The 19,608-nt window shown below is 65.0% G+C and carries 18 protein-coding genes; 6 read left to right on the top strand and 12 right to left on the bottom strand.

Annotated elements, in window-relative coordinates:
- Positions 1-264: 264 nt before the first annotated feature.
- Positions 265-1,170: a recombination-associated protein RdgC gene (locus Q0D45_RS02490; protein ID WP_293388029.1), complete on the top strand. Its 906-nt coding sequence runs from the start codon at positions 265-267 to the stop codon at positions 1,168-1,170.
- Between the two features lie 123 nt (positions 1,171-1,293).
- Here the strand turns inward: Q0D45_RS02490 and Q0D45_RS02495 are convergent, their stop codons facing one another.
- From Q0D45_RS02495 to Q0D45_RS02530, 8 genes are all read right to left on the bottom strand, one after another.
- Positions 1,294-2,232 (bottom strand): pseudouridine synthase, encoded by a 939-nt coding sequence (locus tag Q0D45_RS02495; RefSeq protein ID WP_293388032.1) that lies wholly within the window; start codon positions 2,230-2,232, stop codon positions 1,294-1,296.
- The gene (scpB, locus tag Q0D45_RS02500) at positions 2,229-2,963 is read right to left on the bottom strand and encodes an SMC-Scp complex subunit ScpB (RefSeq protein ID WP_293388035.1); all 735 of its coding nucleotides are present in this window, start codon (positions 2,961-2,963) and stop codon (positions 2,229-2,231) included. Before scpB ends, Q0D45_RS02495 begins: the two co-directional genes overlap by 4 nt.
- 85 nt (positions 2,964-3,048) lie before the next feature.
- The gene (locus Q0D45_RS02505; RefSeq protein WP_293388038.1) at positions 3,049-4,578 is read right to left on the bottom strand and encodes a hypothetical protein; all 1,530 of its coding nucleotides are present in this window, start codon (positions 4,576-4,578) and stop codon (positions 3,049-3,051) included.
- The gene (locus tag Q0D45_RS02510) at positions 4,575-5,342 is read right to left on the bottom strand and encodes an ABC transporter ATP-binding protein (RefSeq protein ID WP_293388041.1); all 768 of its coding nucleotides are present in this window, start codon (positions 5,340-5,342) and stop codon (positions 4,575-4,577) included. The genes Q0D45_RS02505 and Q0D45_RS02510 overlap by 4 nt, the downstream gene beginning before the upstream one ends.
- Entirely contained in the window at positions 5,339-6,124 is a 786-nt protein-coding gene (locus Q0D45_RS02515) for a ScpA family protein (RefSeq protein ID WP_366946320.1), read from the bottom strand. Before Q0D45_RS02515 ends, Q0D45_RS02510 begins: the two co-directional genes overlap by 4 nt.
- Before the next feature lie 65 nt (positions 6,125-6,189).
- Positions 6,190-7,194, bottom strand: a complete 1,005-nt coding sequence (gene trpS / locus Q0D45_RS02520; protein WP_293388046.1) for a tryptophan--tRNA ligase — start codon at positions 7,192-7,194, stop codon at positions 6,190-6,192.
- Positions 7,195-7,222: 28 nt separating this feature from the next.
- Positions 7,223-7,891: a site-2 protease family protein gene (locus tag Q0D45_RS02525; RefSeq protein ID WP_022975597.1), complete on the bottom strand. Its 669-nt coding sequence runs from the start codon at positions 7,889-7,891 to the stop codon at positions 7,223-7,225.
- A gap of 39 nt (positions 7,892-7,930) precedes the next feature.
- The gene (locus Q0D45_RS02530; protein ID WP_293388050.1) at positions 7,931-8,566 is read right to left on the bottom strand and encodes an L-threonylcarbamoyladenylate synthase; all 636 of its coding nucleotides are present in this window, start codon (positions 8,564-8,566) and stop codon (positions 7,931-7,933) included.
- Between the two features lie 156 nt (positions 8,567-8,722).
- On the opposite strand from Q0D45_RS02530, the gene ispZ reads away from it, so the two are divergent.
- Together ispZ and Q0D45_RS02540 are read left to right on the top strand one after the other, a co-directional pair.
- On the top strand, positions 8,723-9,268 hold the full coding sequence (gene ispZ, locus Q0D45_RS02535) for a septation protein IspZ (RefSeq protein WP_293388052.1): 546 nt from the start codon (positions 8,723-8,725) through the stop codon (positions 9,266-9,268).
- Entirely contained in the window at positions 9,252-9,524 is a 273-nt protein-coding gene (locus tag Q0D45_RS02540; protein WP_293388055.1) for a BolA family transcriptional regulator, read from the top strand. The genes ispZ and Q0D45_RS02540 overlap by 17 nt, the downstream gene beginning before the upstream one ends.
- Here Q0D45_RS02540 and Q0D45_RS02545 read toward each other — a convergent pair.
- From Q0D45_RS02545 to smc, 4 genes are read right to left on the bottom strand one after another with little or no spacing between them, the layout of a single operon-like run.
- Entirely contained in the window at positions 9,521-10,606 is a 1,086-nt protein-coding gene (locus Q0D45_RS02545) for a hypothetical protein (RefSeq protein WP_293388057.1), read from the bottom strand. The two genes, Q0D45_RS02540 and Q0D45_RS02545, sit on opposite strands and share 4 nt — an antisense overlap.
- Complete coding sequence (gene ligA / locus Q0D45_RS02550; RefSeq protein WP_293388059.1) at positions 10,606-12,696, bottom strand: NAD-dependent DNA ligase LigA; 2,091 nt, start codon at positions 12,694-12,696, stop codon at positions 10,606-10,608. Before ligA ends, Q0D45_RS02545 begins: the two co-directional genes overlap by 1 nt.
- A complete protein-coding gene (locus Q0D45_RS02555; RefSeq protein WP_293388062.1) occupies positions 12,689-13,456 on the bottom strand; it encodes a cell division protein ZipA C-terminal FtsZ-binding domain-containing protein in 768 nt (255 codons plus the stop codon). Before Q0D45_RS02555 ends, ligA begins: the two co-directional genes overlap by 8 nt.
- A gap of 55 nt (positions 13,457-13,511) precedes the next feature.
- Positions 13,512-17,069 carry a chromosome segregation protein SMC gene (gene smc / locus Q0D45_RS02560; RefSeq protein ID WP_293388065.1) on the bottom strand — a complete coding sequence of 1,186 codons (3,558 nt, stop codon included), beginning with the start codon at positions 17,067-17,069 and terminating at the stop codon, positions 13,512-13,514.
- A gap of 154 nt (positions 17,070-17,223) precedes the next feature.
- Between smc and queF the strand changes: the two genes are divergently transcribed.
- From queF to phaR, 3 genes are all read left to right on the top strand, one after another.
- Positions 17,224-17,649 carry a preQ(1) synthase gene (gene queF, locus Q0D45_RS02565; RefSeq protein WP_293388067.1) on the top strand — a complete coding sequence of 142 codons (426 nt, stop codon included), beginning with the start codon at positions 17,224-17,226 and terminating at the stop codon, positions 17,647-17,649.
- 120 nt (positions 17,650-17,769) lie between these two features.
- Complete coding sequence (gene gluQRS, locus Q0D45_RS02570; protein ID WP_293388070.1) at positions 17,770-18,681, top strand: tRNA glutamyl-Q(34) synthetase GluQRS; 912 nt, start codon at positions 17,770-17,772, stop codon at positions 18,679-18,681.
- Between the two features lie 83 nt (positions 18,682-18,764).
- A complete protein-coding gene (phaR, locus tag Q0D45_RS02575) occupies positions 18,765-19,256 on the top strand; it encodes a polyhydroxyalkanoate synthesis repressor PhaR (RefSeq protein ID WP_293388073.1) in 492 nt (163 codons plus the stop codon).
- Positions 19,257-19,608 lie beyond the last annotated feature (352 nt).

The raw sequence follows: 19,608 nt of genomic DNA on the forward strand, positions 1-19,608 counted from the left end.
CAGGCCATAGCCACCTATGGTCAAGGTTCGCAACGAAGTCCCGGCGCGCTTTTGGCCGCAACCCTTCGGGGCGGGGCCATTTCTGCGCATTGCTGCCTCTCTCGTCGCGCCAATGGGTCGGCCATTGGCCGCTCCTCGTTCGTTGCACTACGCAGGAATGACCTCCGCCGCAGCGATCAAAGCGATCGTGAACAGGCCCACGGCTAGCGACCGGCGCCCGCCTCCGCTACCCTCTTGCGCCCCACGCTGACCTGCCTCCATCCGATGTCGATCTGGTTCAAGAATTTGACGGTGTACTCGCTGGCGCCGGGCTGGCGGATGACGGCAGCGCAGGTGGAAGAAGCGCTGGCCAAGCACCCGCTGATCCCGGTCAACAGCGCCAGCATGCAGAGCCAGGGCTGGGTGCCGCCGGCGCCAGGCGCCGGCCTGGTCTACTCGCAGGGCAAGCAGTTGCTGATCGCGCTCGGCATCGAGCAGCGCATGCTGCCGGGCTCGGTGGTCAATCAGGTGCTCAAGGAAAAGGCCGCCGCGCTCGAACAGCAACAGGGCTTCGCGCCGGGCCGCAAGCAGCTGCGTGATCTCAAGGATCTGGTCATCGACGAGCTGCGGCCGCGCGCCTTCATCCGCAGCCGCACGGTCCGCGCCTGGATCGATTTCGAGCATCACTACCTGATCGTCGACAGCTCGTCGCCGAAGCTCGCCGAAGATCTCGGCACCGTGCTGCGGGCCGATCTCGGTGATCTGCCGGCGGTGCCGCTCGATACCAAGGAAGCGCCGTCCGCGGCGATGACGGCCTGGCTGGCGACGGGTTCGTCACCGCCGATGTTCATCGTCCAGGACGATTGCGAGCTGCTGGCAGACAATCCGACCAAGGCCGCGGTGCGCTACGCCCGCCACAGCCTCGATGGCCCGGAGCTGAAAAGCCTGATCAGCGGCGGCAAGATCGTCACCCGCGTCGGCCTGGGCTGGCGCGAGCGCCTGACCCTGGTGCTGACCGACAAGCTGGCGATCAAGCGCATCCGCTTCATCGACATCAGCGAAGACGATGCGGCCGCGAAGAAGAACGACGCCGACGCCTTCGATACCGATTTCACCCTGATGACCGGCGAGCTGAGTCTGCTGGTCGGCGATCTGGTGGCGGCGCTGGGCGGCGCCAAGCCGGCGGGCTGAACAGAACAGCGATCTCACGCAAAGACGCAAGGACGCCACGAACAGCGACGTCAAAATTCTTCTGTAAAAGCTTCTCTTTGCGTCTTTGCGTGAGACAGCCTTTGATGTTCAGCCGCCGCCGATTTACTCCGGCTTGCGCGGCTTGTAGCCGGTCCAGCCTTCCGGCTTGGCCTTGCGATCGACCTTCTTGATCGCATCGCGACGCGGCACGTCGCCGATCTTTCGCTCTTCGGCGCCCGGCCGTGAACGCCGCTCGCGCGGCTCCTTGGCTTTCTTCGGTGCTTCGAAGCCAACCGCCGCACGCAGCGCGCTCAGCTCGTCGCGATCGAGATCGCGGAAGCCGCTGGACTTGACGCCACGGCCGAGCAGGATCGGGCCATAGCGAACGCGGATCAGGCGGCTGACCTTCAGATCCTGCGAATCGAACAGGCGCCGCACTTCGCGATTGCGGCCTTCCTTCAGGGTGACCTTCCACCAGGTGTTCGCCGAGCCGGTCCGGCCTTCATCGTCGCCATCGTCATCGAGTTCGGGGGCAATGCGCTCGCCGGGCTCGATCTTGTCGAAGTGCGCCGGGCCGTCTTCCAGCTCGACACCCTTGCGCAGCTTGTCGAGCGTTTCCTTGGTGATGGTGCCGAGCACGCGTACGGCGTACTCGCGTTCCATCTCGTAGCTCGGATGAGTCAGGCGCCGGGCCAGCTCGCCATCGTTGGTCATCAGCAGCAGACCGGAGGTGTTGAGATCGAGACGGCCGACGGCGATCCAGCGGCCGTTGTCGAGCTTCGGCAGCTTCTTGAACACCGTCTTGCGGCCTTCGGGATCGTCACGGGTGACCAGCTCGCCGACGCGCTTCTTGTACAGCAGCACGCGGGTCGCTTCCTTCGCATACGAATGGCGAACCATGCGGCCGTCGATGGTGATGCGATCGCCGGCAACCACCTTCTGGCCGGCGGTCGCCGCGTCACCATTCACCTTGATGCGGCCTTCGGCGACCATGGTTTCGATGGCGCGACGCGAAGCGAGGCCGGCGTCGGCCAGCACCTTCTGAATCCGCTCGCCGCTCAATGGAGCACCACGTCGGCTGGTGACTCATCGCCGTCGGAACCGGTATCCGATTCCTCGTCGCTGTCGGCCTCCTCTTCGCCCGGACGCGGTAGCGCCGTGGCGCCAGCGCCGGCACCGAGCTTGGCCAGCGCGGCTTCCAGCTGTTCGAGATCCTTCACATCGGGCAACGCCGGCAACTGGTCGAGCGTGCGCAGATTGAAGTCGTCGAGGAACTGCGAGGTGGTGCCGAACAGCGCCGGGCGGCCCGGTACGTCCTTGTGGCCCAGCTCGCGTATCCAGCCGCGTTCCGAAAGCGTGCGCAGGATGTTCGAGGACACGGCGACACCGCGCACGTCCTCGATCTCGCCACGGGTGATCGGCTGGCGATAGACGATCAGCGCCAAGGTTTCGAGCAGCGCGCGCGAATACTTCGGCGGCTTTTCCTGCCACAGGCGCGCGACCCATTCGGCGTATTCCGGCCGAACCTGCACGCGCCAGCCGCTGGCCACTTCCTTCAGCTCGCTGGCGGTGCCGGAGAAACGGCTGTCGACCAGTGCCAGCGCTTCGCGCAGTTCGCGCTTGCCGAGGTTGAACTCGGAGCCGACGAAGCGCACCAGCTGATCCATCGACAGTGCGCCGTCGGAAGCCAGCAGCAGCGCTTCGATGATCAAGCTGACCGCGCCGAGATCGACGGCGGGTGAGGTCTCGGCCGAAGCCTCGACCATGGGGTTTTCCTGCTCTTCTTCGTTCACGCTTTCAGTCCTTCGGATGCATCGGTGATCGCCCAGCAGTGGCTGCGCGCTTGCCGCCTCACGGCGGGGTTATCTCGTAATACCGTCAGTATCCCAGCAAATTCTGCCGATTGGCGTCGCGCCACCATTCGAAGAACGGCACCAGCAGCACTAGCAGCACGATGCCGGCGCCCCAGAGATTGCCATTGGCGAGAAACCAGGCGGCAGCGGTCCAGCCGAATTGCATGGCCAGGACGCTGACGATGTCGAGCGGATCGCGCGAGCGGCGCGCCGCCGCAACCTGCACGAACGAGCGCCGCGGCGATGGATACGGCCGCGCCACTTCGACCGCGCAGGCACAGAAGCCAGCGCCGAAGCTGCACAGCAGGCAGACGATGCCCATCCACAGGTTCTGCGCCATCGCCCAGAGCGAGGCCAGCAGCATCAGCAGCAGCACCGGGGCAAGTGCGGCAATGCACTTGTAGGCGATCAGCTGGCTTCTGGAGCGTGGCGAGGCGCCGAGCAGCGCTGGGGCTTCCTCGGCGCTGATCATCAGGTTCGAGATGTACTGGCTGAGCTGGCCGGCGAAGAACGTCGTCGCGGCGACAGCCGCGGCAAGCTGGTACTGCCCCTTGAACAGATTGCCGTAGAAGAACGCGACGATCAGCATCGGCTGCGCGAGCAGTGCGATCGCCAGCCGTGGATCGCGAACGATGGTCCGCCATTCCTTGAGCATCACCACGCGCAGCAAGCCGGGACGGAAGCGCGGCATCGTTTCGCCACTCGCCTGCTGACGGCGCTGGCGCGGCGGCGCGTTGTCCGGCGATTGCACGGCCTGCAGGATTGCCGGCGCGGCATAACGGGTGGCGAGCACCAGGCTCAGGCCGGCCAGCAGAGACATGCTCAGCAAGGCGGTGAGATCGCCGGTCATCGCCAGCGCCGGCAGCCGCACCAGGTGGGCATGCGCCGCCAGACCGCTGCTGGCGATGCCGTGACCGCCATCGCTGGCCTTCGCCTGCGGATCGCGTGACAGCAGGCTGACGGCGACGAAGCCCAGCGGCACCAGCGCCTGCACCACCTGCAGCACTCGTCTCGCCTGCACCACGCCGAACAGCCGCACCGCCAGCCCGATGATGAACAGCGCCAGCGCCAGGGTCACCATCGCCATCATCACGGTGACCGGATAGGCGAGCAGGAACAGCGGCTCGCCGAGCAGCGCGCCCATGTTGGCGACCGGCGTCACCAGCAGGATCGAGATCGCCCAGGTGCCGGCGATCAGCGATACCACCCGCATCCACAGCACCCGTTCGAACGGCAGCGGGCTGGACAGATGCAGGCTCAGTTCGCGGCCGGCGAGGATCAGGCGGAAGCTGCCGATCATCGCGGCCATCAGCATGAAGAACTCCAGCGACAGCAGCATCACGCCGGAAAACTGCAGCGCCCGCTCGGTGCTCAAGCTCGTTGGCGCATTGAGCATCGCGTACAGCACCAGCCCGGCCACGGCGTGCAGGCCGATCAGGAAGCCGCCGTAGAGCAGGTACGGCCACAGGCGCCGACGGCCCAGGCTCATGCCGCGGAAAGCGAGGCGCAGATCCTGCCAGACCAGCCAGGGCAGACTGCCGGCAGCGAGCCTCATGCGGCGCGCGTGTCGGGGTCGGGACCGGTCGCCGACAGGAACAGGTCTTCGAGGGTGTCGTGGACGTTGCCGTACTGCTGGCGCAACTCGTCCAGCGTGCCTTCGGCGATCAGCTGGCCGGCGCGGATCAGGCCGATACGCGAAGCCATGCGCTCGGCCACTTCGAGGATATGCGTGGTGAACAGCACGGTCAGGCCATCGCGGACGAGGCCGGCGAGGAAGTCCTTGACCTTGCGCGCGGCGGCGGCATCGAGGCCGGTCAGCGGCTCGTCGAGAATCAGCAGCTTCGGTTCGTGGATCAGCGCGCCGGCCAGGGTCAGCTTCTGCTGCATGCCGCGCGACAGGTTTTCGCAGTAGTTGGCGCGCGCATCCCAGAGATCGAGCCAGCGCAGCAGGTCTTCACCCTTGCGCTCGGCGGTGCGGCCGTCGACGCCCCAGAGCCCGGCGACGAACTCCAGATATTCGGTGCAGCGCAGCTTGCCGTAGAGCATCGGCTCATCGGGCAGAAAGGCCAGCTGCTGCTTGGCCGCCATCGGCTTAGCCGCCAGATCATGGCCGAACACGCGGATGCTGCCGGCATCCGGCTGCAGCAGGCCGGCGATCATCCGCAAGGTGGTGGTCTTGCCGGCGCCGTTGGCACCGAGCAGCGCGTAGAACTGCCCCGCTTCCAGCCGCAGGTTCAGGCTGGCGACGGCGGCCTTGCTGCCGAAACCCTTGGCGACGTTCTCGAGTTCCAGTGCCCAAGCAGATGAAGGCGCGCTCATGCGTCCTCGGCCAGCGCCGCTTCACCCGCGCCGGCCGCGGCGATGGTCACCAGCGCGAACGGGCCGGACTGGGTGATCTCCAGCATCGACGACTTCGCCAGTTCCAGAATCGCCAGCAGGCAGACCACGACTCCTGCCCGCCCTTCCGCCGGATCGACCAGATCGACGAAGCGGATCGGGCCGTTGCGCACGCAATCGAGCACATGGCTCATCCGCTCGCGCACGCTCAGCGGCTCGCGGGCGATGGTGTGACGGGTGAACAGTTCGGCGCGCAGCAGCACCTCGCGGAACGCCAGCATCAGTTCGCGCAGACCCGGTGCCGGCGGCAGCACGACGACATCGACCTTGTCCGGCCGCGCCTGCACCACGGCGATCTCGCGGCCGACTCTCGGCAGCGCGTCCAGCGCTTCGGCAGCGGTCTTGAAGCGCTCGTATTCCTGCAGGCGACGCACCAGTTCCATGCGCGGATCGCCGCCGGTTTCGTCGTCATGCGCAGGCGGCTTGGGCAGCAGGATGCGCGACTTGATCTCGGCCAGCCATGCGGCCATCACCAGATACTCGGCCGCCAGTTCCAGACGCAGCTCGCGCATCAGGCGGATGTATTCCATGTACTGCTGGGTGATCTTCAGCACCGGGATATCGAGGATGTCCAGGTTCTGCTTGCGGATCAGGTACAGCAGCAGATCGAGCGGGCCTTCGAAGGTTTCGAGGAAGACTTCCAGCGCATCCGGCGGGATGTACAGATCGCTGGGCATCTGCGCCAGCCGCTCGCCATTGACCAGCGGGCCGCGCGACTCGGCAGCCGGAGCTGCTGCGTCGGCGGCAAGCTCGGTGGCTTCCTCTGCGCTCACGCCGGAATCAGGCCAAGCACATCGTGCACGCGCTTCAGGGTGGCGTTGGCGCGGACACTGGCGCGTTCGGCGCCGTCCTTCAGCACGGCGCGCAGGCCGTCGCGGTCTTCACGCAGTTCGGCGTACTTCGCCTGCACAGGCTTCAGGCATTCGACGACCGCATCGGCCACCGCGCCCTTGAAGGCGCCGTACTGCTTGCCTTCGAATTCCGCTTCCAGCGCAGTCACGGTCTTGCCGGTGGTCGCCGCGAGGATCGACAGCAGATTCGATACGCCGGGCTTCGCAGCGATGTCGAAGCGGACGAGGCCATCCATGTCGGTGACCGCGCGCTTGATCTTGCGGACGATCACGTCCGGCGAGTCGAGCAGGTACAGCGCATTGGTTTCGGCGTCGTCGGACTTCGACATTTTTGCCGTCGGGTCCTGCAGGCCCATGATTCGCGCGCCGACCGGCGGGATCATCGGCTCCGGCACCGTGAAGACGGGGCCGTAGATGTTGTTGAAGCGATTGGCGATGTCGCGCGTCAGTTCCAGATGCTGCTTCTGATCGTCGCCGACCGGCACCTGAGCGGCGTCATAAAGCAGGATGTCCGCCGCCATCAGCACCGGATAGCCGAACAGACCTGCGTTGATGTTGTCGGCGTGCTTGGCGCTTTTGTCCTTGAACTGGGTCATCCGGCCCAGCTCACCGAACTGGGTGTAGCAGTTGAGAATCCAGCCGAGCTGTGAATGCGCCGGCACGTGGCTCTGCACGAACAGCACGTTGTCTTTCGGATCGAGCCCGCAGGCGATGTACAGCGCCAGGAATTCGTAGCAGCGCTCGCGGAGGATCGCCGGGTCCTGACGCACGGTGATCGCGTGCAGGTCCACCAGCATGTAATGGCAGTCGTAGTCCTTCGACAGCGGCAGCCAGTTCTTGATCGCGCCCAGATAGTTGCCGAGCGTCAGGCGGCCGGACGGCTGGATGCCGGACAGAACGGTGGGGCGTGCGTTGGAAGTCATCGGAAACGAGTGAGGTTGCGCAGCGGATTTACAGACCGACGATCAGCAGGATCAGCGCGATCACCAGCCGGAAGATCGGCGCGATGATCACACCCAGCACGCCGAGCACGGCCAGCGCCAGGATGATCAGGAAGGTGTAGGGCTGCAGCTTCTCCAGCGCGATCGACTGCTTCGGCGGCAAGGTGACCAGCAGCATGCGACCGACATCGAACGGCGGCAGCGGCAGCAGGTTGAGCACGAAGAAACTGACGTTGAACATGATGCCGAGATTGGCCATGGTGCCGATGCCGAGCCAGACGCCTTCGCTGGAACCCGGCATGCCGACGGAGATCTTCAGCACCACCGCCCAAAGCACGGCCATCACCAGGTTCGACAGCAGACCGGCGGCGGCGACCTTCACAGCGCCGCTGCGCGGATTGCGGAAATTGCGCTCGGAAATCGGGATGAACTTGGCCCAGCCGATCAGCAGACCGCCAAGGCCGGCGCTGCTCAGCGCGATGAACACGCCGGGCAGCAGCAGGGTGCCGATCGGATCGACATGGGCGAGCGGATTGAGGCTCATCCGGCCTTGCTGCTTCGCGGTGTTGTCGCCGAGCGCCAACGCCATGCGGCCACGGACGATTTCGCGAACGGTGAGGGCGAGCACCAGCGGCAGCAGCGACACAGCCAGTCGCTGAAAAAGGGTCAGGGATTCCATCGGCCGATTATACCGGTGCCAGACCTGCTATCCGCCCGCTCAGCTTTCCTTCAGGCCCAGCGCCGATACGTCGCCACGCCCCTGGCGGATCAGCACCGGCGCTTCGCCGGTGAGATCGATCACCGTGGTCGGGGTGACGCCGCAGGTACCGGCGTCGAGCACCAGATCCACCGAACGCTCCAGCCGCGCGCGATCGTCGTCGAGATCGTCGAGCGGCTGCTCGGCGTCCGGCCATTGCAGCGTGCAGCTGAGGATCGGCTCGCCGAGCAGTTCCAGCAGCGCCTGGGTGACCTTGTGCTCCGGAATGCGGATGCCGATGGTCTTGCGCTTCTCGTGCATCACCCGGCGAGGCAGTTCCTTGGTCGCTTCGAGCACGAAGGTGTACGGGCCCGGCGTCAGCTGCTTCAGCAAGCGGTACTGCCAGTTGTCGACCTTGGCGTAGGTGGCGATCTCGGACAGATCGCGGCAGACCAGGGTGAACTGGTGCTGGCGATCGAATTCGCGCAGGCCGCGGATGCGTTCGGCAGCATCCTTGTCGCCCAGGCGGCAGCCGAAGGCGTAGCAGGAGTCGGTCGGATAGGCGATCACCGCGCCCTGGCGGACACGGTCAGCCGCCCGCTGCAGCCAGCGGCGTTGAGGATCAATCGGATGTAGTTCCAGCCATTCGGAAGCCATGGCGCCATTGTCCCATGCCCGGATGGCGGATCGTTGACTGCCGCGATCAGGCCCTAATGATGCGAGGACCGGCGTGGCTATAATCCGGCCATCCGAGGCCTGGGGATCGACGATCCGCGGGCCACCAACGATTCGATGCAGGAACCTGCCGCTGCCATGAATGCTGTGCTCGACCTGATTCCCGCGATCCTGTTCTTCGTGGCCTACAAGCTGTACGACCTGTTCACGGCCACCGCCGTGCTGATCGCAGCGCTGCTGGTGATGGTGGTGGTGACCTGGCTGCGCACGAAGAAAGTGCCGAAGCTGCAGTTGGCCACGGCGCTGGTCGCCGCCGTACTCGGAGGTCTGACGCTGTGGTTCCGCGATCCCAAATTCATCCTGTTCAAGCCGACGGCGATCTACGGTGCTTTCGCGCTGGCCCTGCTCGGCAGTCACCTGATCGGCGACAAGGTGCTGATGCAGCGCATCCCGCAGAAGAACCTGGTGCTGCCCGATGCGCTGTGGCGCAAGCTGAATCTGGCCTGGGCGCTGTTCTTCGTGTTCTGCGCCGTGCTCAACATCTATGTGGCGATGAACTTCAGCGAAGCGGTCTGGGTGAAGGTCAAGGTGTTCGGCTTCACCGGGCTGATGTTCGTGTTCATGCTGGGCCACATCCCGTTCCTGTCCCGCTACATGGTCGATCCCGATGCCCCTGCGCGTTGACAACATCCGCAAGACGCTCGAAGCCGCGCTGGCGCCCTCGCAGCTGGATATCGAGGACGACAGCCATCGCCACGCCGGCCATGTCGGCGCCAAGGGCGGCGGTCATTACCGGGTGTTCATCGTCTCGGCGAAGTTCTCCGGCCGCTCGCTGATCGGCCGGCACCGGATGGTCTACGAAGCCTTGGCCGACCAGATGAAGGGCGACATCCACGCGCTGTCGATCGTCGCCAAGGCGCCCGAGGAAGTCGGCGGCTAAGCCTCTTGCACCGGACGGCGTAGCAGCCAGCCCAGGCTCAGGCTCAGGCATTCGAACAGCAGCCAGGCAAGCACGGCGCCGGTCAGCAGCACAGCCTGATCATCGAGCAGATGGTTCAGCAAGGCTGGCAGATGGCCGCTCCAGAAGGCCTTGATCAGCCCCAGCAAGGGATGCGGCCGCAACAGGTCGGCACCGCGGCGGCCCAGGAATTCGATGCCTGCCTCGCCTTTGCGCGCGGCTTTCAGCAGCCAGCGTTCTCCGACAGCTTCGCCGCTCAGCTTCAGCCAGGCAGTCGACCGTGCCGGGCTCAGCCACAGTGCCAGGCTGCCGCCCGGACGCTCGGCCAGATTGGCGACTCGATTGAGCATCTGCGGATCGTCGATCGGCCTCAGGATGCGCAGTGCTGCCGCCGGACGTGCGCGCTCGGATAGCCGAGACACATCGCCGGCCACGGCCAGCAGTTCATCGGTCTTGCCGGTCTCGAAAGCACGCCGGCCTAGGCGCAGCAGGGTTTTCGCAAACGTCTCGCTGAGCGCGCCGGCCCGGCGCGCGAACTTCATCAAGGCCACGCCGGCATCGGCGCCGGGCGCGATGGTCGTCGCCAGACCAAGCGCCGACAGCGCCACGATCACCTCGTCGCTGTCCTCGCCGCGCAGCGCCTTTGCGCCCTGGATCAGCAAATCGCGAACATCGCCGATCACCAGCAGATCGGCCGCCACCGCACCGGCCAGCGCTTCGGTGCTGTCGCCCTGCCCGGTCAAGGCACCTCGCCCGGCTTCGGTCAGGCGACGCAGCACGGCATCGCGCTCGGCAACGATCTGCGCTTGCGCGGCGAGCAGCGCCGGCCTCTGCTCGTCGTCACTCGTTTCCAGGCCCGCGTCAATGATCATCAGCGCTTCGCTGAAATGACCGGCCGCACGTTCCACTTCGGCGCCGGCAAGCGGATCGTAATCGGCCAGCGCATCGAGTTCGGCATACGCGGACAGACTCGGCCAGTGCTGAAGACAGGCCCAGGACAGCGCCGCCGCTACCAGCAATCGAAGCACACGCAAGCCAATACTGAACTTGCGTGCTTCGATCACTAGCCGATCAATCCGCGCAGCGCCGCCAGATCAAGCACCGGCACGCCGAGCTTTTCGGCTTTCGCGAGCTTCGATCCCGCGGCTTCGCCGGCCAGCAGGAAGTCGGTTTTCGCCGATACGCTGCCGGTCACCTTGCCGCCATTCGCTTCGATCAGCGCGGCGGCTTCTTCGCGGCTCAGGCCCGGCAAGGTGCCGGTGATCACGAAGGTCTTGCCGGTCAGCGCGCCCTCGGCGGCGGCTTTCGGCGCCGGCCAGTGGATGCCGGCGCCGCCGTCTTCACGCGGCTTGACCAGCGTGTCGATCACTTCGCGATTGCGCGGCTCGGCGAAGAAATGAGCGATCGATGCGGCGACCGTCGGGCCGACATCGGGCACCGATTGCAGCAGCGGAAACCGTTCTTTCTTCTTCTCGGCATGCTCGGTGGCGAGATCCGCTGCGGCCGCTGCCAGCAGCGCTTCCAGGCTGCCGTAGTGCTGCGCCAGATCGCGCGCCGTGGTCTCGCCGACCACCGGGATGCCGAGCGCGAACAGGAAGCGGCCGAAGCTGGTGTCACGGCTGGCGTCGATCGCCTTGACGAGGTTCTCGGCCGATTTCTCGCCCATGCGTTCGAGCACCGCGAGCTTCGCGGCGTCGAGCTTCAGATAGATGTCGGCCGGCGTGCGCACGTCGAGCGCGTCGATCACCAGCGCCAGCAGCTTCTCGCCGAGGCCGTCGATGTCAATCGCCTTGCGCGACACGAAGTGGATCAGCGCGCCATGCAACTGCGCGCGGCAGGACAGGCCGTTGGTGCAACGGGCAATCGCTTCGCCTTCCTCGCGGGCGATGGCGCCGCCGCAGACCGGGCAACTCGGCGGCAGCACGACGATGCGGGCATCGGCAGGCCGCTGTGCCAACACCACTTCCTTGACTTCGGGAATCACGTCGCCGGCGCGGCGCACGATCACGGTGTCGCCGATACGCACATCCTTGCGCTGCACTTCGTCCATGTTGTGCAGCGTCGCGTTCGAGACATTGGCGCCGCCGACGAACACCGGCCTGAGCCGTGCGACCGGCGTCACCGCGCCGGTGCGGCCGATCTGGAATTCGACGTTCTCGAGCACCGTCACCGCTTCCTCGGCCGGGAATTTGTAGGCCACGGCCCAGCGCGGCTCGCGCGATACAGCGCCAAGTTCATTGCGGCCGGCGAGATCGTCGAGCTTGAAGACGACGCCGTCGATATCGAAGGGCAGACTCGCGCGCTTCTTGCCGATCGCTTCGAAGTACGCAAGACAGCCTTCAGCACCGGTCACCGGCTCGATCAGCTCGGAAACCGGAAAGCCCCAGGTCTTGAGCTGATCAAGCACGTCGCGATGACGCGCCGGCTGCGGCCAGCCCTCGGAAATACCCGTGCCGTAGGCGTAAAAAGCCAGCGGCCGCTTCGCGGTGATCACCGATTCGAGCTGCCGCAAGCTGCCAGCAGCAGCATTGCGCGGATTGACTGGCGGCTTTTCGCCACGAGCCTCGGCATCGCGAACCATCTTCTGGAAGCCGGCCAGCGGCAGGAAAACTTCGCCACGCACTTCGACCAGCGGTGGCACCTCGCCACGCAGGCGCAGCGGCAGGCTGCGAATGGTGCGCAGGTTCTGGGTGATGTCTTCGCCGGTCTCGCCATCGCCGCGCGTCGCACCCTGTACCAGCACGCCGTGCTCGTAGATCAGCGACACGGCAAGGCCATCGAGCTTCGGCTCGGCGATGTAATCGACCTTCGCCTTCAGCAGCACTTCACGAACGCGGCGATCGAAGTCGATCAGCTCGGCGTGCTGCAGTTCGGGTCCCTCGGCCTTCAGATCGATCGCCGCCTTGCGCAGACTCAGCATCGGCTGGCGATGACGGACCGCCGCGAACATCGGCGACGGGGCGCCACCGACTCGCTGGGTCGGTGAGTCAGGGGCCTTCAGTTCGGGGTTGGCAGCTTCCAGCTGCTGCAGCTCGCTGAACAGCTGGTCGTACTCGGCGTCCGAAATTTCCGGCGCATCAAGCACGTAGTAGCGATGATTGTGCTGCTCAAGCTGCTGCCGAAGCTCGGCAGCACGCTGCGCCGTCTCAGACACCGTGACTGCGCGCCCAGGCTTCGACTTCCTGCTGCAGTGCCCGCGCCGAGGACGGCGAGAACGGCTGCTTCTTGGCGTCGAACACTTCGGCGTTCAGTGCACGCGCCAGCTTTTCGGCGGTGCCGATCATGTCGCGGATCGCGTCCGGTGCCCGCACCGGGCCGGGCAGCACCATGAACAAGGTCAGGCCCGGGGTCGCGAAAGTGCCGGCCGCCGCTGGATCGAGATGCCCCGGCTTCAGCAGGCTGGCGACGCTGAACACGGCATCGGCGCCGAGCAGACGGTGATAGATCTGGCGTGCGCCGTATTCCAGCTTCTGGTCTTCGAGCGCTTCGTGCAGTTCGTGGCCGAGGATCGCCTGCCCTTCGCGCTGCGCGATCAGCAGCGACACGATCTTCTGCGGGCCGGGCATCACCGGCTTCGCCGGAGTCACCGCTGCGGGCGGCGCCGGCGCTACCGGAACTGTCTTCGGAGTGCCAAAGCTCGGGCCGCGCGCAGGCACGATCGGCGCCGCTTCCTCCGCCGCGGATTCGCCGAAGCGGGGTTCGACTCGGCGCGCCTTGCCGACGCCGAACTCGTCGAACTGCTGGCCTTCCGCGCCGAAGATATCGAGCTGGCGCTCGCGCACCCCATTGCCGGTGCCGACACTGGGAATGTCGCTATCGGCGTTCATTGCCCGACGATCACGGCGCGACAGAACGTAGATCGCGATGACGGCGATCACCGCGAAAATCAGCAACGCCCACTGCAATGGACTCATCGTTTCGCCTTTAGACCCCGAAGCATTTCAACGGCCGCTGACCCCGCACCGAGCCTCAAACGGCCGGTGCTTCCGCTGCTTCTTCCGGCGTGCCGGCCAATGCCACGGCCTGCTGCACATCGACGCTGACCAGGCGCGACACGCCCGGTTCCTGCATCGTCACGCCATGAAGGTGCTCGGCCAGCTCCATCGTGATTTTGTTGTGGGTAATGATAATGAATTGAACGCCCTGCGACATTTCCCGCACCACTTCGCAGAAGCGGCCGACGTTGGCGTCGTCGAGCGGCGCATCGACTTCGTCCATCAGGCAGAACGGCGCCGGGTTGAGCTGGAACAGCGCCAGCAGCAAGGCCACCGCGGTCATCGCCTTTTCGCCGCCTGACAGCAGCTGAATCGTCGAATTGCGCTTGCCCGGTGGCCGCGCCATGACTTTCACGCCACGGTTCAGCACCGTCGCGGTTTCGCCATCCGGTGCATCGCCGGTCAGTTCCAAATAGGCCTCGCCGCCGCCGAACAGCTGCGGGAAGCGCGCCTTGAAGATCTCGTTGACCTGATCGAACGTGGTCTTGAAACGATCGGTCGTTTCGCGATCGAGCTGGGCCATCGCGTCTTCCAGCGTCGCCAGCGCATCGCTGACATCGGCGTGCTGGGTGCTGATGTAGGCCTCACGCTCGCGGCCCTCTTCCAGCTCCTGGATCGCCGCCAGATTGATCGCACCGAGACGGTCGATACGCCGGCCGATCGCGCCCAGCTTTTCTTCCCAGAGTTCCAGCGGCAGATTGCCGTTGGCATCCGGAATCAGGTCTTCGGCCAGTTCTTCGCGACTGAAGCCACTTTCCGCGAACTGGCCTTCCGCCACTTCGCGACGGGCGCGCAGGTTCTCGAACTCCAGACGCGCGTTCTGCAGACGTTCCTGTGCGGCTTCCTTGCGCGCTTCGGCAGCGCGCAGTGCCCGCAGGTTTTCCGCCTGCAGGGTTTCGGCGGCAGTCAATGCATCGCGGGCAATACGCAGACGATTGCGTGCTTCGCCGACGGCGGCGCGAGAGGCTTCGACTTCGGCGGTCTTGGCGACGATCGGCGCATCGAGTTCTTCGCCGGCGACACGCCGCGAGCTCAGCGCCTGTTCGAGCGCTTCACGCTGTTCGGCCAGCGAATGCAGCGATTGATTGACCGCAGCAAGCGCACTGTTCTGGCCGGCCAGATGAACTTGCGCCTGGCCCCGCTGCACCGACGCCTGCTGCACGGCGGCGCGCGCCTGAGTCAGCGCGTCGCGAGATGCGGCAAGCACGCGGCTGCGCTCGGCGCGCTCGTTGCGCAACTGCTCGGCGGTGTCTTCGAGATCACCGAGTCGGGCACGCGCTTCGGCCAGTTCCTCGGCCTGCTGCTCGCGCTGGGCGCTGAGCAGTTCGAGTTCCTGCGACAGTTGACGAATGCGGCTTTCGGTCTGCTCCAGCCGCACCGCCTGTGCCTGCCGATGCGCCAGACGCTGACCGTGACGGCTGCGCGTCTGATCGAGCCTTGCCGCGACACCGCGGCGCTCGTTGTCGAGCTGCACGCGGCGAGTGTTCATCTCCGTGAGCTGCTGCTCGCCGGTGCGCACGGTGCCGGTCAGTTCTTCGACCGAAGCCTTGAGTTGTTTCAGTAGCAGGCCGCGGGCGATGACGCCGCTGTGCTGCGGATCGAGCTTGGGATAACGAACCCAGGCACGGCCGCGCCAGACGCCATCGGCGGTGATCACCGATTCGCCTGCGCTTAAGCTTGCCGCGATCCGCTCGGCTTCCTCGATCGACGATGCCGCGCGAATGCCGGACAGCCAGTCGATGACTGCAGCAGGGCCGCTGACGCGCGCGGCCAGTGTGCCGTCCGTTCCAGGAAAACCAGCCTCGGCATGCAGCAAGGTCGCACCGGATTTCGGGCCGGCTGGCACCCGCTGCCCCTGCCATTCCGGCAGCAGCGGCGCCTGCAGCAAGCCGCTCAGCACATGTTCAACGGCTGCTTCCCAGCCGGTGTCGACCTGCAATGCCGCGTTCAGACGCGGCAGGTTCGCCCAGCCGTTGCTGCGCAGCCAGTGACCGAGATCGGCGTCGTCCTCGCGCAAGGCCGCCTGCTGCAGGGTTTCCAGCGAGGCCTGGCGGCCACGCGCGCTTTGCAGCGCCTGCCGCGCTTCGTGCAGGCCGGTTTCGACCGTGGTGCGCTGCTCGCGCGCGGCCTGCAATTCGGCATCGGCGGTCTGCAAGCGGGCCTGCGCTTCGCTCAGTTCGTCTTCCAGCTCGGCGAGTTCGATATCGACTTCGGCCAGGGAATCGCGGATCGGCGTGCCATCGAGTGCGCCGCGCTCGCCGGTCATTCGACGCAGGCGTTCCTCGGTCTGCACCAGCGCCCGTTCCTGGCTCTGCACGCGGACTCGCTCGCCTTCCGCGGCGAGCATCGGCGCCTGCGAACGCTGCGAGAACGATTCCCAGCGGCTCTGTTCTTCGGAAACGCGCGATTCCGCGCCGGCCAGCAATTCCTGCTGCTGGGCTTCGCGCGCTTCGGCTTCCTCGGCGCGGGCTTGAGCGGCGGTGGCGGCCTGGGTCAGCGATTGATGACGCAGCTGTTCCTGATCGCGGCGGCGGGTCAGCTCGAACAACTGGCCTTCGAGCTGTTCGAGTTCACGAACCCGGAGATTCTTCAGCTCGCGGGCATGCGCGAGATTCTGCTCGTGGCGAGCCAGCCCGCTTTCGGCCTCGTAGACCTGCGCCTGCTCGGCATTGAGCAGGTTGCCAGCTTCACGCAGGCGCGTGTCGGCGGCGTCGCGTGCTTCCTCAGCCGACACCACGGCCGCGCGGGCGACTTCCAGGGCCTCGTCAAGGCTGGCAATCGACGCTTCCTGCGCCGAGGCCTGGGCTTCGAGCGCGCGCAGCCTCAGCAGCAGCACCTCGGCTTTGAGACGACGCTCCTCGTCCTTGTATTGCTTGTACTTTTCGGCGTTCGCAGCCTGTTTCGCCAGCACTTCGATGCGAGCGCGAAGTTCGCCCTGCAGATCGTTGAGTCGGCTCAGGTTTTCCCGCGTCTGCTTGATCCGCGACTCGGTTTCCCGACGGCGCTCCTTGTACTTGGAGATGCCGGCCGCTTCTTCGAGCAACTGGCGCAATTCCTCGGGCTTGGCCTCGACCATCCGCGACACCATGCCCTGCTCGATGATCGCGTACTGGTTCTTGCCGCCGAGGCCGGTACCGAGGAACAGATCAGTGACGTCGCGCTTCAGGCACTTGCTGCCGTTGAGGTAATACTGGCTGCCGCCATCGCGAGTCAGTTCGCGCTTGACCGCCAGTTCGGCGTAAGCGGCGAACGGGCCGGTGACCTGGAAGTCGCTGTTGTCGAAGGTCAGTTCGACGCTCGCCCGGCCGGCCGGCTTGCGCGAACGCGAACCGTTGAAGATCACGTCCTCGGAGTCGGCACCGCGCAGGTTCTTGATGCTGGCTTCGCCCAGCACCCAGCGCACGGCATCGATCAGGTTCGATTTGCCGCAGCCGTTCGGCCCGACGACCGAGGTCAACCTGGATGGCAGCGGCAGGCTGGTCGGGTCGACAAAGGACTTGAACCCGGCGAGTTTGATTCCGGATAGACGCATGTATGGTGGGGTTTGCAGGGGGCTGGACGGAGCTGAGCCCGCCGCGAATAACCGACAGTTTAAGGGATGACGGCCATTTTGCAGTTCGACGACCGTTTACCAAGGGTGTCATTTGCGACAATAGCCGCCTCAGCTTCCTACCCCATCTTCAACAATGTCGACCAAGCCTTCGAAAGCGCTGGAAAATTTCCCCAACCCGAACCCGGGCCGAGACTTCGTGATCCGCATGCGGATGCCGGAATTCACCTGCCTATGCCCGAAAACCGGCCAGCCGGATTTCGGGACGTTGTACCTCGAATACATTCCCGAGGCGCTATGCGTCGAACTGAAATCGCTGAAACTGTATCTGTGGAGCTACCGCGATGAAGGCGCGTTCCACGAAGCCGTGACCAACAAGATCCTCGACGATCTGGTCGCCGTGACCCAGCCCCGCTTCATGCGCGTTACGGCCGACTGGTACGTGCGTGGCGGCATCTACACCCATGTGGTCGCCGAGCACCGTGCCCCGGGCTGGGCGCCGACCTTCGCCGACACCGTGCAACTGCCGCCGGCGATGTGGCAGGGCTTCCAGGGTCATTGAGGCGGACTTCGGATTGTGATCTGACACGCAATCAGGGGCAGCCGATGCGGTCACTGAGGCGGCTACCGCGCATGAATTTTGCTCGGGCCATTCCTGATCGTTGCCGGGGGGCGTCGGGACATGCTTGATTCCATCAGCGCGGCGGAGCAACGCCCTTATCGCGGACGCTTCGCCCCGACGCCATCGGGGCCGCTGCATCTCGGTTCGCTGAGCACCGCGCTCGCCAGTTACCTGGATGCGCGGCACGCTGGCGGTCGTTGGCTGATCCGGATCGATGATCTCGATGCGCCACGCTGCCGCCCCGAACACGCCGACACGATCCTGCGCCAGCTGGAAGCGCATGGGCTGCGCTGGGACGAAGCAGTTCGCTATCAATCCCGGCACACGGCCGAGTACGAAGCGGCCTTCGACCAGCTGCGCGCCGACGGCCTTTGCTATCTCTGTACCTGCACGCGCGCCCGGCTTGCCGAAACCTCGCATTCGGGAATCGATGGGCCGGTCTACGCGGGAATCTGCTCGCGTGCGGGTCATCACGGCTCCGGAAGCTGGCGCGTCCGGATGCCGGACGGTTTGATTTCGCTGGACGATCGCCTGCACGGCACGATCGGCCGAGACCTGCAGCGGGATATTGGCGATTTCATGATCCGCCGCGCCGATGGCCTGATCGGCTACCAGCTTGCTTCGGTGATCGATGAACGTGAGCAGGGCATCAGCGCCCTGGTTCGCGGCGCTGACCTGATCGGATCGAGCCTGCGGCAGCAGTATCTGCTGCGCCATTTCGAGATCCCGATTCCTGCCTACCTGCACGTGCCGGTGCTGCTCGATAGCAGCGGGCTCAAGCTCAGCAAGCAGAACCATGCGCTGCCGATCGCTTCGAAGAACGCAGCACAGAACCTGATCCGGGCGCTGACCCTGCTCGGCCAGAGCGCCTTCGCCGCGGACTGGCACGGAAGAATCGACGAAATCCTGCGTCTGGCGGTCCGAAACTGGAACCCGGCGCTGATTCCAAGACGCCTCGACCTGCCCGCCTGAACCGGTCATCAGCACCACAGGGACTTCATGGTGCTATGCGGCATAGTCTGGCATTCTTGGCGCACCGCAACATAGTGAACCGCATGAACGATATTCGCGTCATCAAGAAATATCCGAATCGTCGCCTGTACGACACCAATGTCAGTCGCTACATCACGCTCGAGGAAGTGCGGCAACTGGTCTTGAGCAACGTCAAGTTTCGGGTCGAGGACAAGCGCAGCAAGGACGACATCACGCGCAGCATCTTGCTGCAGGTGATTTCTGAGCAGGAAGAAGGCGGCAATCCGATCTTCAGCTCGGAACTGCTGACCCACATCATCCGTTTCTACGGCGACCCGATGCAGCCCAGCATCAGCCGCTATCTGGAAATGTCGCTGCAGCTGTTCCTGCAGCAGCAGACCAATTTCAGCGAGCAATTGAAGGAACTGCTCGGCCAAGCTCAGCAGCCGGTGCAGCGCCTCAAGGATCTGGCAGAGCGCCAGGTGCCGATCTGGCGCACGGTTCGCAAGGAGTTCCTGAAGAACCTCACGCGCGCCAAGGTCGTCAGGAAAGGTGGCACGGAACTTGGTGATTAATCAGCAGTCCCGCTGAATCATTCCGGGAATTAGGCGGAAATTTTTGACGCATCCGTCAAATTATTGAACATCATCGTTAACTGTATGATTTAAGTATACTTAATGATCTTGATCTAATTTGACAAGACGCAATCAAAAATTTATAGTGCACTGCAACAACGATCAAGTAACAAGACGGCGCACCCAAATTCAAGTATTACCTGCGCTGTGAATGTCTCCTCCAGAAAGGCCTAGCGCCTTTCTCGCACCTTGCCCCCTGCTTCAGGGGGCTTTTTTTGTCTGTCATTTTCGTGCGGCTAACCTCCGGGCACAAAAAAGCCGACGCGTGCTCGGCACGCGTCGGCTTTGATCA

Origin of the sequence: Nevskia sp. (assembly GCF_023266035.1) — a bacterium.
Taxonomy (GTDB): domain Bacteria; phylum Pseudomonadota; class Gammaproteobacteria; order Nevskiales; family Nevskiaceae; genus Nevskia.

What these genes read in the sequence shown, in the direction of transcription:
- Q0D45_RS02530 (WP_293388050.1), bottom strand. Translation starts at nt 8,566, where the DNA reads ATGGCTTCCGAATGGCTGGAACTACATCCGATTGATCCTCAACGCCGC.
- queF (WP_293388067.1), top strand. Translation starts at nt 17,224, where the DNA reads ATGTCGACCAAGCCTTCGAAAGCGCTGGAAAATTTCCCCAACCCGAAC.
- Q0D45_RS02555 (WP_293388062.1), bottom strand. Translation starts at nt 13,456, where the DNA reads ATGAGTCCATTGCAGTGGGCGTTGCTGATTTTCGCGGTGATCGCCGTC.
- phaR (WP_293388073.1), top strand. Translation starts at nt 18,765, where the DNA reads ATGAACGATATTCGCGTCATCAAGAAATATCCGAATCGTCGCCTGTAC.
- smc (WP_293388065.1), bottom strand. Translation starts at nt 17,069, where the DNA reads ATGCGTCTATCCGGAATCAAACTCGCCGGGTTCAAGTCCTTTGTCGAC.
- ispZ (WP_293388052.1), top strand. Translation starts at nt 8,723, where the DNA reads ATGAATGCTGTGCTCGACCTGATTCCCGCGATCCTGTTCTTCGTGGCC.
- Q0D45_RS02540 (WP_293388055.1), top strand. Translation starts at nt 9,252, where the DNA reads ATGCCCCTGCGCGTTGACAACATCCGCAAGACGCTCGAAGCCGCGCTG.
- gluQRS (WP_293388070.1), top strand. Translation starts at nt 17,770, where the DNA reads ATGCTTGATTCCATCAGCGCGGCGGAGCAACGCCCTTATCGCGGACGC.
- trpS (WP_293388046.1), bottom strand. Translation starts at nt 7,194, where the DNA reads ATGACTTCCAACGCACGCCCCACCGTTCTGTCCGGCATCCAGCCGTCC.
- Q0D45_RS02525 (WP_022975597.1), bottom strand. Translation starts at nt 7,891, where the DNA reads ATGGAATCCCTGACCCTTTTTCAGCGACTGGCTGTGTCGCTGCTGCCG.
- Q0D45_RS02505 (WP_293388038.1), bottom strand. Translation starts at nt 4,578, where the DNA reads ATGAGGCTCGCTGCCGGCAGTCTGCCCTGGCTGGTCTGGCAGGATCTG.
- Q0D45_RS02510 (WP_293388041.1), bottom strand. Translation starts at nt 5,342, where the DNA reads ATGAGCGCGCCTTCATCTGCTTGGGCACTGGAACTCGAGAACGTCGCC.
- Q0D45_RS02490 (WP_293388029.1), top strand. Translation starts at nt 265, where the DNA reads ATGTCGATCTGGTTCAAGAATTTGACGGTGTACTCGCTGGCGCCGGGC.